Raw genomic sequence first — 15590 nt, forward strand, 5'->3', positions numbered from 1 at the left:
TCGACTATGTTGGACAAAACTGCATTAATACTCGTTAGCGTGTTGACGGCATCCTTGATGTTGAGTGCCAGCACTGCTGCGGCTGAAATACCCGCACAATGCCGGATCCTATCAACCGGCGAGTGGGAGGCATCTGTAAACGTGCAACAGTCCGGCCCAGCCAAGCTTATTGTGTTGGGTGAGGTTGAGACTGTTACCGGTGGGTATGAGGTCACGCTTGAGCGTGATGAGACTGCTCTCAATCCTGCTCTTGTAACGTTGGATCTCAACGTCGTCCCACCGCCCGCTGACGCAATGGTATCGCAGATGATTACACCTCATGCGGTAAAGGCTGAAGTACCTGAAGTGAGTCGGGACCTGAAGCGAGTTGTCATCAACTGTGGCGGGGAAAAGCTCATGGAGATAACAGAAATCTCAGTGCTGAACTGATCAACCCATTGGGTGATAGAGCATTAAATGTGACATTGATTAGCGCCCTAAGTGATACACAAAAGTTGTATCACTGCCGTTTCAATGCACGAAACATAGGGATTATATGATGAATATCATGCAGTTAGCTGAAATGGTGGAGGCCCTGCCAGCTACATCCCGGCACACACCTCGCCTGCTGCGGCTGCTTCCTTCCGGACCTGACCGAGTTCACAAGTTAGTGTTGCGGGAGAACCAACAGGACCTCCATTGACGTTGACGGCTCCTTGTACTCTGGAGCGGTGGGCATTATCAGCCATGCCCCGCCAAATAGCAAGGTAACACAAGCTAACCGGTGGATTATTGCTCACTCACCTTTAGCTCAGCATTTACTCCAACAAAAATATCATCGCCACTGTTATTTATTTCGTGCGAAGCTACCCTTTGTGGCGATAATACAACCCAATATGATGCCGTCGTATTATTGAAACCATCCTAAAAGCCAGAGTAATCCAACCATGTCGAAAAACCAGGATGAACATGATAGCTCCCCAATAATGGACAGTTTTCGCCAACGGGTATTCCAAGTGGTTGCCGCAATTCCCTATGGGCAAGTGACAACTTATGGGGATATTGCGCGGTTGATTGGTTCGCCAAGGGCAGCGCGTCAAGTTGGCGGCGTTTTAAAGCGTTTACCGGAAGGTTCTGCATTGCCATGGTATCGAGTCATTAATCGCCACGGTGAAATATCACTAATTGGTGATGATTATCTTAGGCAAAAAAACGCATTATTGGCCGAAGGCATTGAAATAGAGGTGACGGGTAGAATCGATTTACAACGCTATCGTTGGCAATACCGTTAATATCCGCGCCACCGCAGAGTGGAATGCAGTGGCTGCTGAAAACGCCTAATTACGACGCATAACAACCAAAAACGACCAGACTGTTGACAAACACTAACAGCCCTATCGCAAACGGCGAGAACAAGCGGAAGAGTAAAGCGTCCGCGCCAAGGATGGCGCGGCTCGAGCCATCAGGGGGGATTTCACGGCATCTTTACGTTCTGCTTATTCTCGCCACAACAGGCACATTGTCAGCAATATCAACTACTGTATTGTCGCCTCACTAGAGGTGGTCGCCGGGACCGTTTCTATCGCAACAGCAGTGGCGGGGACCAACGTTATATTGGCCTGTGTACCCGCACCATGGTTTATCACTTCTTGGAAAGTATCAGTAATAAACATTAACTGCCCATTATGGGTGATGGCCGCACTGACAATAACACGCGCGTTAGGTTGGATATCTGAAGGGTTAAATGGCAGCGTAAATGTAAACGGAGCCTGCTTACCCTCGGTGCGAATAGCTTTCTGAGCAATAACCCGAGACGGTGCATCAGCCAATGAAGCATCCGACAGCGTCACTGTAACGACGGCATCAGGTGGCAATGCGATACGCTCGCGGATGTTCAATGTCCCCTGCACCGCAGGTTGTGCAATAGGCGCTGCCGTAGTTGCACCAGCAGGCGCAGGAACCGGTACTTCAACCCCTTGTTGGGCACTCACGGTTAAACTCACCACGAGTGCTGCCCCACTGGCTATTTGCCAAAATTTTATGGATTGCCAAGGTTTCATAGGTCGCACTCCTTCTTATTATTAAGATGCTGACTATTCACAGAATAAGCCCGCGTTTAATAAGTGGCTTCAACCACCTAGCAAGCTAATTATAGCACAATATGCTGATGCTGGCCGTTTACCCCAAGATTCGGCCATTTATCAGACGATTCCTTAAAACACGCAGCTAAACACAACAGGGATCACAGCAATATATTGACGCGCCCCCAGCAGATTCAGCACACTGTGGCAGTACTCATCATCAAGGGCCACAATCATGAGCCAGCCATTAGCAAAACTGCTCGATCTACTCCATCTAGAAAAAATTGAAGAAGGGATCTTTCGTGGCCAAAGTGAAGATCTAGGATTACGCCAAGTTTTTGGCGGACAGGTTGTCGGTCAGGCGATTTATGCCGCCAAACAAACTGTCCCTGTTGATCGCATCGTTCACTCATTCCACAGTTATTTCCTCCGTCCAGGGGACAGTAGTAAGCCCATTATCTATGACGTAGAAACGTTGCGTGATGGCACCAGCTTCAGCGCCAGACGAATCAGCGCCATTCAAAATGGTAAACCCATCTTCTACATGACCGCTTCGTTCCAAAGTCAGGAAGATGGGTTTGAGCACCAAAACACCATGCCGAACGTACCACAGCCGGATGGTTTGATGTCAGAGACTGACATTGCGCGTCAATTTGCGCATTTGATCCCTGAAAAAGTGCGCGAGAAGTTTATTGGTAACCAGCCCATTGAAATGCGCCCCGTGAAATTCCATAACCCACTGCAAGGCTCGGTAGAAGAGCCTAATCGCTATGTTTGGTTCCGTGCCAACGGCGAGATGCCCGATGACTTTCGAGTTCATCAGTATTTACTGGGCTATGCTTCAGACTTCAATTTCCTCCCCACTGCGCTACAACCACATGGCATTGGCTTCCTAGAACCTGGTGTGCAAATTGCCACGATTGACCACTCAATGTGGTTCCACCGTCCGTTCCGTTTGGATGACTGGTTGTTGTATGCCGTAGAAAGCACATCAGCTTCTGGTGCTCGCGGGTTTGTACGTGGACAGATCTACAATCAGCAAGGTGTGTTGGTTGCGTCTACCGTGCAGGAAGGTGTTATTCGTTTACATCGGTGATATTGAATAACAGTGCTGCTCAATGACGGTAGTACTCAATAAATAAAAGGGGCGATGTCTCCATCGCCCCTTCTGCCCATCATCATTATTATTTATCTTTTACATCTCAGTCTGTTTCGAACGTCTAACAAACATCTTTCTGACTAATATTCTTACTGGTTGTAAGCATTCTCACCGTGGCTGTTCACATCCAGACCTTCGCGTTCTTGCTCTTCTGGTACTCGCAGGCCCACAATCAGGTCAGCAATTTTAAAAGCAACGAATGCAACAACACCGGACCAGACCAAACACACACCAACGCTGAACAACTGTACGCCAACTTGATGACCCATAGTGACGCCAGCGGCGTAACCTGTACCACCCAATGAAGCGGAAGTGAAGACACCGGTCAGGATACAACCGACAATCCCGCATACACCATGGACACCGAACACGTCGCATGTATCATCGACTCGCAGCCATTTTTTCAGTAGTACCACGCCCCACAGGCCAGCAACACCACCGATCAAGCCGATAATCAATGCACCACCTACACCCACAGTCCCTGCCGCTGGCGTAATCGCAACCAAACCTGCGATACAACCTGAACAGGCACCCAGTAATGAAGGTTTGCCACGTAAAATCCACTCAGCAAATACCCAAGAAAGAATGGCACCCGCTGTTGCGACCACGGTATTCAAGAACGCAAGGGCAGCAATTTCGTTAGCAGCACTCGCTGAACCCGCGTTGAAGCCAAACCAGCCGATATACAGGATCGCAGTACCGGTAAAGACCATCGGCAAGTTGTGTGGCTTAAATGCCTCTTTACCAAAACCAGCACGTTTGCCAAGCAAGTAAGCACCGACCAGACCTGCAATAGCGGCGTTAATGTGCACCACTGTACCACCCGCGAAGTCCAACGCGCCGTCCATTGCCAAGAAGCCACCGCCCCATACCATGTGCGCCATTGGCAGATAAGAGAAGGTGAACCACAATACCGCGAAAATCAGCACCGCAGAGAAGCGAATACGTTCAGCGAACGCACCAACTACCAGTGCAACAGTGATACAGGCAAATGAAGCTTGGAATGCCACATGGATATATTGGTAGAACGTGCCACTTAAACTGGTCAAACCGATGCCTTTCAACATCGCCGTTTCAAAACCACCGAAGAAGGCATTACCCGCACTGAACGCTAAGCTGTAACCATAAAGAATCCACAACACGCAGATTAGCGCGAATGTCACGGTAACTTGGGTCATCATCGATAACACGTTTTTGGAACGCAACAGGCCGCCGTAGAACAGGGCAATACCGGGCACGGTCATAAACAGTACCAACGCGGTACAAATCATCATAAAAGCATTATCAGCTTTGTCAGCTACAGCCGTTTCAGCAGCCATTGCCAAAGAAGGCAGCATCGCTACCGCACTCAGGCCCAACACGGATAAAAGTTTTTTCATCATCAACCCATCCCTATTCACTAAATTTGAGCCTGCAAATTACAGTGCTGCTTCGTCTGTTTCACCAGTACGGATGCGAATAACACGTTGCAATTCAGCAACGAAAATTTTGCCATCACCAATTTTGCCGGTATAGGCGGCCTTACTGATCACATCAATGACTTCATCCAATTGATCATCAGCAATGGCAATATCAATTTTAACTTTAGGTAAGAAATTAACGCTGTATTCAGCTCCCCGATAGAGTTCTGCATGTCCTTTTTGGCGACCAAATCCTTTCACTTCGGTTACGGTCAGCCCCTGAATACCCACAGAGGATAAGGCTTCACGCACATCCTCCAGCTTGAATGGTTTAATCACCACGGTAACCAGCTTCATATTTGCCCCTTCTCGAATTAAGTCGAATTTAAGTCTCCACGAAACAGATAAAGCAAAGGCTATGCCATAAATATTAATTACAGAGAATTAGTCTAAAAATGGCGAACAGAGGGCAGTTGAGATAGGCAGCCCAGCGGCGATGGCGTTGAGTTGAGTTGAGTTGAGTTGATAGGGTTGTGTGTTTTTTACGCACCAAATTAGTGCGACACGCGTCACAAAAGTGCATGAGCATATCGACGCGTGATTAAGCTGCAAGATATTGGTGCGCCATATCCGCTGTTTTTCCAGATTTTGGTGCATTTGCAGGGTATTTCGATGAAGAGGGAGTTTGACGTGCTGCGCTTAAAAGAAAGCGAGGCCACTTGGCCCCGCAGATTACCCTTTAATTTACTGCGCTTTCTACTTGATCAATGGCAGCTAAATCTTCGCTGACTAACTGCAATTGGTACATTTGATAATAACGACCATGAGCCGCGAGCAGCGCTTGGTGCGTACCTTGCTCAACTGCCACACCGCGGTGCAAGACTAAGATGGTATCGGCATCGACAATAGTAGAGAGGCGATGAGCAATCACAACTAAAGTGGTTTTTTTCCGAATCAACTGCAATGCCCGTTGGATGGCCTGTTCAGTACCAGAGTCAATGTTCGCGGTTGCTTCATCCAAAATCAAAATTTGCGGTGCTTGTACCAATACCCGAGCCAACGCGAGTAGCTGTTTTTGCCCAACAGATAAGGTATTGCCCTGCTCCCCTAACAGGCTATGCAACCCATCAGGTAGTGCATGAACCAATGGCGCAAGCTGTACGGTTTCCAAAGCATCCCAAACTTGTTGCTCGCTGATGTCACGACCTAAGGTGACATTGGCAAAAAAGGAATCGGCCAATACCACGGGGTCTTGTTGCACCATGGCAACGCCTTGGCGCAAAGTCTGATGGGATAGCTCGGACAACGGTCGACCATCAAGCAATATCTCGCCTTGCTGCACTGGATAATAGCCCATTAGCAGGTTAGCCAGCGTACTCTTGCCACTGCCAGTATGCCCGACCAAAGCGATAAACCCGCGTGAGGGCACCTCAAGCGAAATATTTTGCAGCACCATTTTATCGTGGCGATAAGCAAAGCTGACATTATTCACTTGGATGCGGCCGCTGGTCAGCGGACGATTATCTGTTCCGTAGCCTTGTTGAGCGCGATCCATTAGATCAAAAATACGCTCCCCAGCAACGACGGCCTGTTGCAAGATTGACTGCTGAGACGTCAGTTCAATCAATGGCTCATTAAGCCGGCCAAGGTAGTTGATAAACGCGTACAACACCCCCACCCCAACCGAGCCTTCAGGGCTGAAGCCGAAAAGAAGCAGCAAACCGCATAACACCATGGCAGAGAACAAGCTCAGCAACGGGCGTAATAGAAAACCTTCTAAGCGCAATGTTTGCATCCGCGCCATATAATGCGCGCGGCTAGCCGAATCCATACGCTCACCGAAACGTGCTTGCTGGCGGAATTGCTGAATGACCCCCATACCATTGATGACTTCGTTAAAACCGTCGTTGATATCCGCGAGATAGGCCCGAACACGTCTTACTACGGGTGTGCTATAGCGCTGGTAGATAGCCATCACTACCAATACTGCGGGGAAAATGCAGATCGAAATCAACGCCATGCGCCAATCCAGGCTGAACATCGCCACCAGCATTGCGCCAATTAATGCCGCACTTTTGAGTACCGTTGATACCACCATCACATATAAATCTTTGATGACTTCAGTGTCATTAGTGACGCGGGAAATCAATTGACCAACAGGTTGGGTATCAAATGCACTGACGGGCTGGCGCAAAGCGGCATCCATGACTTCAATGCGTAACCGCTGAACGACCCCGACGGCTGCACGGTTAAACAGTAATGCCTGAAAATAGTGCAATGAAGCAGCCAGTAATTGCAGCAGTATATATGCCACCGCTAACCCACCAACTAAACCGAGGGGTAGCGTGCCTTTTGCCACTACATGGTCAATAAAATAGCTGATTAACAGTGGGCCACTGACTTCAGCGGCAGCGGCGACCCATAGCATCAATACCGCTAACCCTAATGGTTTACGATATGGAGAACCGTAGGAAAGTAAGCGTTTTAATGTCGGCCAAAGTTTTAATACTGGCAAAAACTTTACCGTCGGCGAAACTTGTTGAGAGTTACTCATCCGTTTTAGCCTCCGGTTCACCATCATCCAGTGCAGCTTCTAATTGCTGATAACGGTACATCTCGCGATACCAACCCGATTGATTAACCAATAAGTTATGTGTACCACGCTGCATCACTCCGCCGTGTTGCATCACCAAAATTTCGCTGGCCTCCGTTAAAGCTGAAAGACGATGAGCGCTAATAATCACAGTACGATCTTCACCCCAGAGGCGCAGATTTTTTAAGATTTCATGCTCTGTTTGGCCATCAACAGCAGAAAGAGCATCATCCAGAATCAAGATCTCCGTCTCCAGTAACAGTGCCCTCGCAATGGAAATTCGCTGTTTTTGTCCACCGGACAGCATCACACCACGCTCACCAACTTCAGTGTCATACCCCTGAGGAAGACGCAAAATATCTTCATGCACGCTGGCTAAACGCGCTGCCCGTTCGATTTGTTCCTGAGTGGCATCGGGTTTACCCAATGCGATGTTGCCTGCGACCGTATCAGAGAACAAAAAAGGTGTTTGGCTGACCACCGATAAGCGCCCACGCCAGTCATGCAGACGAATATCTGACAGTGAATGCCCTTGATAACAGATAGCGCCGTCATCAACATCAAACTGCCGCTGAATCAATGCCAGTAAGGTACTTTTCCCAGAGCCCGTTGGCCCACACAGCCCTAACATCTGCCCTGGCGCCAATTTCAGTGCCACATCATGTAATGCCGGCTGCTCTGCTCCCGGATAATAGAAGTGGCGAATATTGACGGCTAACGAACCACGTTCGTTAGATAATTCGATGTGACCGTCTTTCACCACCGGCGCCTCATCCAGCAAACTACGAATACGGCTATATGCCGCGCTGCCTCGCTCGACGATATTAAACATCCATGCCAGCGCCAACATTGGCCATATCATTAACCCTAAGTACATAACAAAACTGGTCAACTGCCCCAGCGTGATGCTGTGATTAACGACCATCCAGCTGCCACCACCAATGGCTAACAGGTTAGCTACACCGATCGCAATATAAATGGTGGGATCAAAACGGGCATCAATACGCGCAACATACATATTCTTTGCACCGGCTTCGGCGGCTACCTGCGCAAATTGCTGTGATTGATTATCTTCCAGACCAAAGGATTTGATCATGCGGATACTGGTCAAGCTCTCTTGCGCCTGATTATTGAGATTAGAAAATGCGCCCTGCGCCGATTTAAAACGCTGGTGCAGTTGGTCACCATAGTATTTGATCACTATTGCCATCACCGGCATGGGTAACAATGACAACAGCGTCAGTTGCCAGCTAATTTGGGTACTCATGACAATCAGCACCGCGCAGCCCATTACCAGCGAATCCACTAGCGTCAGCACACCTTCACCCGCAGCAAAGACCACACGGTCGACATCATTAGTGGCACGTGCCATTAAGTCACCAGTACGATGACGCAAATAGAAACCGGGGGCTTGGCGACTCAGTTGGCGATAAAAATTCGATCGTAACTCTACAGCCAATTGATAGGATGCGCCAAAGAGTAAAACCCGCCAGACATAGCGCAGTAAGTAGACCACGATTGCCGTCACTAACATCACACCGACCCACACCAGTAACATGTTGGTCGACATCTGTTTTGTACTGATGCCATCCACTATCACGCCCACCAATTTGGGCGGCAGTAATTGCAAGATAGCAATAATGATCAACAGCAACACCGCACCCACATAGCGACGCCACTCTCGGCGGAAGTACCAGCCTAATTGTGCAAACAATCTCACGCAGTTTTATTCCATGGTCTGATACCGAATAGCATCGGTATTATTTCGCTCAAAGCGACAGGAAAGTAGAGTACCATCGTTAAAATGGCTTTTGACTCAAAAAGTTTTCTCACTCGGGCACCGGTAGCATCGTTGTGTATTTGATCTTCTCCATCGCAAAACTCGATGTCACATCAATCAGGCCCGGCACACCATTCACCATACGTTTGTAGAAGTTATCGTAACTTTTCATATCGGCGACTTCTACCTGCATCAGGTAATCATATTCACCCGCCATACGGTAGAATGCCAATACCTCAGGCATTTTCTTGGTGAATTCGACGAAAGCTTGATACCAATCGCTATTATGCTGCTGCGTCTTAATCAGCACAAATGCCGTCAGCCCCAGCCCTAACTTTTCGCTATCCAGCAAGGCAACGCGGCCACGGATAAATCCTTCATCCTCGAGTCGCTTCAGACGCTTCCAACAGGGTGTTGACGTCAAGTTGACTGCTTCCGCCAGAACTTGCAGTGACTGCGTGCAATCTTGTTGCAACATACACAGCAGCTTACGGTCTGTTTTATCTAGCATAACCACTATCCATGGAATAATTTTCTACCATTTGGCGACAAAGAAGGAAAAATGGCAACGTTTTTTCTTTGAAAGTCGATATCATGGTTATCATTAGATGACTCTTAATATACAGGCCAGCAAATGACCAATACTTGGGTAAAAAATGCTATCAGTGAAATAGAAGCTGATTTTCAACGCTCCGCTGATACCCACCTAATTCGCCTCAACCTGCCGACCTTTCCTGGTATTTATCTCTATTTAAAAGATGAAAGTACTCATCCGACCGGTAGCTTAAAGCACCGTTTAGCCCGCTCATTGTTTCTCTATGGGCTGTGTAATGGGTGGATCACGGAAGGGACGACTATCATTGAGGCTTCTTCAGGCAGTACAGCCGTGTCTGAAGCCTATTTTGCCCGCCTAATTGGATTACCTTTTATTGCGGTCATGCCAAGTTGCACTGCGAAGCGAAAAGTTGAGCAGATTACTTTCTATGGCGGCCGCTGCCATTTTGTCGACCATGCAGGGCAAATCTATGCAGCATCAGAGCAATTGGCGCGTGAACTAAATGGCCACTATATGGACCAGTTTACGTATGCGGAACGAGCAACTGACTGGCGTGGCAATAATAACATTGCAGATAGTATCTTCCGCCAAATGGCACGTGAGCCTTTCCCAGTACCGGACTACATTGTGATGAGCGCGGGCACGGGTGGGACTTCTGCCACCCTGGGTCGTTATATCCGCTATCAAGGTCACGACACCCAACTGATGGTTGTCGATCCAGAAAATTCAGTATTCTATGATTGCTTCTGCAACCGTGACCGCGCAGTTACGGGTAGTTGCGGTAGTCGTATTGAAGGGATCGGCCGCCCGCGAGCGGAGCCTTCATTTATTCCGGAAGTGATCGACAGCATGTTACGTGTGCCCGATGCCGCCAGTATCGCAACGATTCATTGGCTTGAAGGCATTCTAGGGCGCAAAGTCGGCGCGTCGACTGGGACTAACGTCTGGGGAGCCTTGCAATTAGCCAAACAAATGCGCGAACAAGGCAAAACGGGCGCAATTGTGACACTGCTCTGTGATAGCGGCGAACGCTATCTGGACACTTATTACGACACCCAATGGGTGAGTAGTAATATTGGTGATTTAACCCCCTTCCGCAATGAGTTAAATAACCTATAACTTGCCAATAAAAAGGGGCGTTAAGCGCCCCCGTTGAGGAAGAAAAAAACCGGATGGTTATCCGGTTGGCTAATAGCTATACCCTTTGTCATTGATGTTGTTGCACCAAGCATTGGGTATTAACCTCAGAATTCGGGGGAATAGGTGAGGTGTGGTGAACTTAGCCAATGTTGCAAATAGTGCGCCACGCCTTGGTGCTCGCAGCGGCCAATAACTTGTAGCTGAGGCAATTCTTGTTTCAATTGCGGTAAGGCATTCCCCATCACTAGCCCACGCCCAACCCGTGACAGCATCTCTTTATCATTCATTGCATCACCAAAAGCCATGCAATCGGCCAGAGTTAAATCAAGGTGATGACTGAGTTGTTCCAACGCCGCACCTTTATTGCAGCCGCGGGGAAGCACTTCAAGGCACTCAACAGCAGAGAAACAGAAGTCAGCTTTGTCGCCCATTTGTTGCTCCAACTGAGCTTTAAGCTCAATTAACTCTTGATGTGAAGCAATAAAGCAAATCTTGTGATTGCCCGTTAACGGTAGTGCATCCAATGCCGTGAGCTGATACTGGAAACCACTGGTTTTATGAGCGGTGAGCAGCGCGGGATCATGAAAATCAGTAAACCACCCCTCATCGCGGAATAAATGGATACTGGCATTCGTTTGCCAAGGCGTTCGCAGCACAAACTCCACCAGCTCCGCGGGCAAATCCATCCCATATAAAGGTGCACCATCCAGATCGCAGACTCGTGTTCCATTGCCGGTAATCAGATAACCGTTAATACCAGAATGAGATAAAATACCTTTCATATCAATGTAATGCCGGCCGGTTGCAAACGTCAGGATCATCCCACTGTCGACTAACTGGTGCAACGCATTCAATGTCGCGCCACCAATATTATGGTCACGCATCAGTAAGGTTCCATCCATATCAAAAGCGGCTAAACGGTACATTTAAAACCTCACTGAGAGTCATTCTGGTGGTATGAATTGGATTATGGCGTACTATTTACGGAACTAATAGTGAACAAATGATTTAAACTATTCCGTATTTAGTGTTAACCCCATTAGACGCCATTGTTGAAGGTAGACCTTTAAATATGCGCATTATTCACCGACTCACTCAATACCAGCGGTTGTATCAGAAATTTGGCGACCAACTCGCAGCAACCACCGTCGGAGAACTGGCAGAATTACTCTTTTGCAGCGAAAGGCATACTCGAACCCTTATCCAGCAGCTACAGTCAAACGACTGGCTCAGTTGGCACTCGCAAGTGGGTCGTGGGAAACGTGCGCAGCTACAATGCCTGAAAACCCCTGATACGCTACGGGCAACCTACCTTAAATTATTCCTTGAGCAAGGCGACCATCAAGCTGCACTTGCCTTAGCCCAGTTGGAACCTGAACGCCTACAAACGCTACTCAACCCTCATATGGGGGGGCAATGGCAAGCCGATAGCCCAATACTGCGTATTCCTTATTACCGCGAACTTGAACCCTTAAACCCGATGCTCAGCACTGGCAGGGCAGAACAACATCTGATTTATACTTTGCATGCGGGGCTGACCCGCTTTAATACCGGCGATCCACAGCCAAAACCAGATTTAGCACATCATTGGCAAGTGAGTGACGATGGATTAACTTGGCAATTCTTCTTACGCAGCCAATTGCGTTGGCATAATGGGGAGCACATTCGCGGAGAACAATTATTACAAACATTGGCACTGTTACGGGCAAATCCTCGCAGCGAGCCGAATTTTGCCAATATCTCAGCCATCGGCCTCTCCCATGCACTGTGTCTCAAATTTACGCTTATCAAACCTGACTACTGGCTAGCGCATCGGTTGGCTGACTTACCATGCCGACTGTTTCATCCTGATAATCCACAGTTGGGTGCAGGCCCATTCAAGTTGGCTACCTTTGACCAACGTTTGGTCCGGCTAGAACAGCATGAGTATTACCATTTACAGCATCCGTATCTGGAAATTATTGAATACTGGATAACACCAAACCTTGTGATGCCTTCTACTGATGGCAGTTGCCAACATCCCGTGCGTATCACCATCGGCCAAGAAGAGGATTACCCGCTAGCCCGTCCCGTTCAACGCAGTATGAGTCTTGGCTTTTGCTATCTCGCCGTTAACCAGCACCTCAGTAATATGACGCCACAGCAAATAACCAAACTACTGATGATCGTGCAAACCTCCGGCATATTGGAAGAATTATCCATGAGCCGTGGAGTGATAACCCCCAGCCATGAAATGCTACCGGGTTGGCCGATTCCGCATTTTGTCTCTGATGATGACCCTGCATTACCCACTCATCTGATACTGACTTACCAACCCCCGATGGAACTCAAAAGTGTCGCTGAACAACTAAAAAACCTACTAGTGGCGCAGGGTTGTACATTAGAAATCAGAGCCAGCCACGATAAACAGTGGAAAGGTACTCATCAAATTGAAAGTGCAGACTTATTATTAGCAGACCACCTAGTCGGTGAGTCTCCTGAAGCCACGATGGAAAGCTGGCTTCGCCTCGATCCACTTTGGCGTGGCATTCTTTCTTCTGAACAATTACTGCAACAGCAAAAAATACTAACCGATATTCAACAAATCGAACTGGAATCGGAACGATTCCGTCAGTTACAGGCGTATTACAATAACCTGATGCAATCAGGCTTGATTTTGCCGCTATTCAATTATCAATATCAGGTGAATGCTCCGCCACGCATTAACGGGGTCACTTTAACTGCTTATGGTTGGTTCGATTTCAGCCAAGCATGGCTACCACCAACGACAACCTGACAAGCAAGTGCAGGCTGCTACCTTTTAGCAGGCGAACTGAGTACCATACTCTCAGTTTTTAATTTTTGCTGCGGGCTATATTATTCAAAACCGCAGTCGTACGAGGTCGCAGTATGAAACGTGCCGTAGTTGTTTTTAGTGGTGGGCAAGACTCCACCACCTGCTTAATTCAAGCATTACAGCAATATGATGAAGTCCATTGCATTACATTTGATTATGGACAGCGCCACCGCGCAGAAATAGATGTTGCCCGCGAGCTAGCCATACAACTTGGTGCAAAAGCCCATAAAGTGTTGGATGTAGGGATGCTCAACGGGTTAGCCGTCAGTAGCCTGACCCGTGAAAGTATTCCTGTGCCCCAGCATGACGAAGAAGATGCTGATGCCATTCCCAGCACCTTTGTTCCTGGTCGTAATATTCTTTTTCTAACCTTGGCGGCTATCTACGCTTACCAAGTACAAGCACAGGCGGTGATCACTGGGGTCTGCGAAACAGATTTTTCTGGTTATCCCGATTGCCGCGATGAGTTCGTCAAAGCACTTAACCAAGCGATTAATTTAGGCATCGGCCGAAATATCGACTTCATTACGCCGCTAATGTGGCTCGATAAAGCTGAAACATGGGCGTTAGCGGACTACTATCAGCGGCTTGATCTTGTCCGAAGCGCAACCCTCACGTGCTATAACGGCATTCAAGGTGATGGGTGCGGCGAATGTGCTGCTTGCCATCTACGCGCCAAAGGGCTTGAGTTTTATCTGGCAAACAAACCCAATGTTCTTTTAAGCCTGAAACAAAAAACTGGGCTGGTTTGATCCATTCATCGTTTTAATCGCTGGCTAGCACCGATCGTTTCGGTGTTAGCATCCTAGCCTCGCTCCACTAGAGCGAGGGATAATATTTTATTTGCAATGACTGTATTCGAACTCAGTGTGGTTCACTTATAGGCTTCGGTCGACAAACTCTTGCAACTTCTCACGTAATTCCCCCTCCAATGGCACCGCTTTCTGGCTACGTAAATCGATACATACGAAGGTTAATTCCGCATCTGCCACAGGGATTAATTCAGGTTCTAGCGAAACAGTCTGTTTCATCACCCCGCTTTTACCGTTGAGTTTTAATAGCTGGCTATCAATACGCAGCAAGTCCCCCAATACCGCAGGCCGGCGGTAGCTAATATTGATATTCACCACGATGAAAGCAATTTGATTCTCCGCCATCCACTGTGCTGCTGGCTCATCATCAAGCCATTCCCAGCGAGCCTCTTCGAGAAACTCTAAATAACGGGCATTATTAACATGTTGAAAAACGTCAATGTGGTAGCCCCGGACTTTGATGTGTGTATGCATAGCGGCGTACGTCTCCAGACAGAAATAATCATTATCAAGTCACAACACAACTGGTATGACCTCAAAGCAAGATTAGCAGAGGAAAATAACTACATAGCGTGTTAATTATATAATCTGGAGCAACATCACAGTTTGACCTTACGGCGTCGATTTACATTATGAGACATTGGGATTTGTTTGCGGCGAAAAGGCCAGACAAACACATCTAGTGCTTGCCTGACACCTGAGTTAATCACCACTCATTTAGATTACAGTTTCAGTTTGCCACCATTTCGCTCTATAAACGAAGGGCCAATTCCTGGCACTTCAAGCAACTGTTCCACATCAGTAAAAGGGCCAAACTGCTCTCGGTAATGAATAATGGCATCAGCCTTCTTCTTACCAATTCCACTGAGCTTCTTCGCCAACTGTTCGGCATTGTCACTATTAATATTGGCCTGACCTTGTGAACCACCCGAGAGATTGTCTGCAGGTGATACGGCTGAGGTATTGGGCAGCCCACTCTCCTTCGACACGGTTTTTAAAGGTGCTTGACCAGCAATTGCCTGATTGACCTTTTTCGCATCATTAGGCTGATTTAGCGCTTTATCTTGCGCAGGATTATTTGAGCCTAATGGCGCGGCATGAGCGAGCTGTTGGAGATTAGCACCGACTAACAATGCCGTTATAACGAACAATTTTCCTATGAATTTCATGCTGTATCCTCCTTGTGTTTGACAGCGTGGCTACCTTGCCCCAACAACCGGTTAATCGCAAAGGACAGATTTTAGATATGCGAAA

General features: G+C 48.0%; 15 protein-coding genes and 1 other RNA gene. 6 read left to right on the forward strand and 10 right to left on the reverse strand.

Going from position 1 to position 15590, the window contains the following annotated elements:
* Positions 1–6: 6 nt before the first annotated feature.
* Complete coding sequence (locus BN68_RS19545; RefSeq protein ID WP_019212880.1) at positions 7–429, forward strand: hypothetical protein; 423 nt, start codon at positions 7–9, stop codon at positions 427–429.
* A 143-nt stretch (positions 430–572) separates the two neighbouring features.
* Here the strand turns inward: BN68_RS19545 and ffs are convergent.
* An RNA gene (gene ffs / locus BN68_RS23505) (signal recognition particle sRNA small type) lies at positions 573–669 on the reverse strand.
* A gap of 257 nt (positions 670–926) precedes the next feature.
* On the opposite strand from ffs, the gene BN68_RS19550 reads away from it, so the two are divergent.
* On the forward strand, positions 927–1271 hold the full coding sequence (locus tag BN68_RS19550; RefSeq protein ID WP_051144580.1) for an MGMT family protein: 345 nt from the start codon (positions 927–929) through the stop codon (positions 1269–1271).
* Between the two features lie 243 nt (positions 1272–1514).
* Here the strand turns inward: BN68_RS19550 and BN68_RS19555 are convergent, their stop codons facing one another.
* Complete coding sequence (locus BN68_RS19555; protein ID WP_019212882.1) at positions 1515–2039, reverse strand: YbaY family lipoprotein; 525 nt, start codon at positions 2037–2039, stop codon at positions 1515–1517.
* A 256-nt stretch (positions 2040–2295) separates the two neighbouring features.
* Between BN68_RS19555 and tesB the strand changes: the two genes are divergently transcribed.
* A complete protein-coding gene (tesB, locus tag BN68_RS19560; protein WP_019212884.1) occupies positions 2296–3156 on the forward strand; it encodes an acyl-CoA thioesterase II in 861 nt (286 codons plus the stop codon).
* A gap of 152 nt (positions 3157–3308) precedes the next feature.
* Here the strand turns inward: tesB and amtB are convergent, their stop codons facing one another.
* The 5 genes from amtB to BN68_RS19585 all read right to left on the reverse strand — a co-directional run bounded on the left by amtB (position 3309) and on the right by BN68_RS19585 (position 9503).
* On the reverse strand, positions 3309–4598 hold the full coding sequence (gene amtB, locus BN68_RS19565; protein ID WP_042807025.1) for an ammonium transporter AmtB: 1290 nt from the start codon (positions 4596–4598) through the stop codon (positions 3309–3311).
* A 39-nt stretch (positions 4599–4637) separates the two neighbouring features.
* Positions 4638–4976 carry a P-II family nitrogen regulator gene (gene glnK / locus BN68_RS19570; RefSeq protein WP_002208627.1) on the reverse strand — a complete coding sequence of 113 codons (339 nt, stop codon included), beginning with the start codon at positions 4974–4976 and terminating at the stop codon, positions 4638–4640.
* 382 nt (positions 4977–5358) lie between these two features.
* Positions 5359–7173, reverse strand: coding sequence for a SmdB family multidrug efflux ABC transporter permease/ATP-binding protein (locus BN68_RS19575; protein WP_019212886.1), 1815 nt, complete (start codon positions 7171–7173; stop codon positions 5359–5361).
* Positions 7166–8932 (reverse strand): SmdA family multidrug ABC transporter permease/ATP-binding protein, encoded by a 1767-nt coding sequence (locus BN68_RS19580; protein WP_019212887.1) that lies wholly within the window; start codon positions 8930–8932, stop codon positions 7166–7168. The genes BN68_RS19575 and BN68_RS19580 overlap by 8 nt, the downstream gene beginning before the upstream one ends.
* Before the next feature lie 109 nt (positions 8933–9041).
* Positions 9042–9503 (reverse strand): Lrp/AsnC family transcriptional regulator, encoded by a 462-nt coding sequence (locus BN68_RS19585; RefSeq protein WP_019212888.1) that lies wholly within the window; start codon positions 9501–9503, stop codon positions 9042–9044.
* A gap of 123 nt (positions 9504–9626) precedes the next feature.
* Between BN68_RS19585 and BN68_RS19590 the strand changes: the two genes are divergently transcribed.
* Positions 9627–10667, forward strand: a complete 1041-nt coding sequence (locus BN68_RS19590; RefSeq protein WP_019212889.1) for a PLP-dependent cysteine synthase family protein — start codon at positions 9627–9629, stop codon at positions 10665–10667.
* Positions 10668–10792: 125 nt separating this feature from the next.
* Here BN68_RS19590 and cof read toward each other — a convergent pair whose 3' ends face one another.
* Positions 10793–11614 (reverse strand): HMP-PP phosphatase, encoded by an 822-nt coding sequence (gene cof / locus BN68_RS19595; protein ID WP_019212890.1) that lies wholly within the window; start codon positions 11612–11614, stop codon positions 10793–10795.
* A gap of 146 nt (positions 11615–11760) precedes the next feature.
* Here cof and BN68_RS19600 point away from each other — a divergent pair, with 146 nt between their 5' ends.
* Entirely contained in the window at positions 11761–13464 is a 1704-nt protein-coding gene (locus BN68_RS19600) for an SgrR family transcriptional regulator (RefSeq protein ID WP_019212891.1), read from the forward strand.
* A gap of 77 nt (positions 13465–13541) precedes the next feature.
* Positions 13542–14276: a 7-cyano-7-deazaguanine synthase QueC gene (gene queC / locus BN68_RS19605; RefSeq protein ID WP_330126703.1), complete on the forward strand. Its 735-nt coding sequence runs from the start codon at positions 13542–13544 to the stop codon at positions 14274–14276.
* Positions 14277–14402: 126 nt separating this feature from the next.
* Here queC and BN68_RS19610 read toward each other — a convergent pair whose 3' ends face one another.
* Both BN68_RS19610 and BN68_RS19615 read right to left on the reverse strand, forming a co-directional pair.
* Positions 14403–14810 (reverse strand): acyl-CoA thioesterase, encoded by a 408-nt coding sequence (locus BN68_RS19610; RefSeq protein ID WP_019212893.1) that lies wholly within the window; start codon positions 14808–14810, stop codon positions 14403–14405.
* Positions 14811–15058: 248 nt separating this feature from the next.
* The gene (locus BN68_RS19615) at positions 15059–15505 is read right to left on the reverse strand and encodes a ComEA family DNA-binding protein (RefSeq protein WP_019212894.1); all 447 of its coding nucleotides are present in this window, start codon (positions 15503–15505) and stop codon (positions 15059–15061) included.
* Positions 15506–15590: the final 85 nt, after the last annotated feature.

The sequence above is a fragment of the Yersinia massiliensis CCUG 53443 genome (assembly GCF_000312485.1).
GTDB classification, from domain to species: domain Bacteria; phylum Pseudomonadota; class Gammaproteobacteria; order Enterobacterales; family Enterobacteriaceae; genus Yersinia; species Yersinia massiliensis.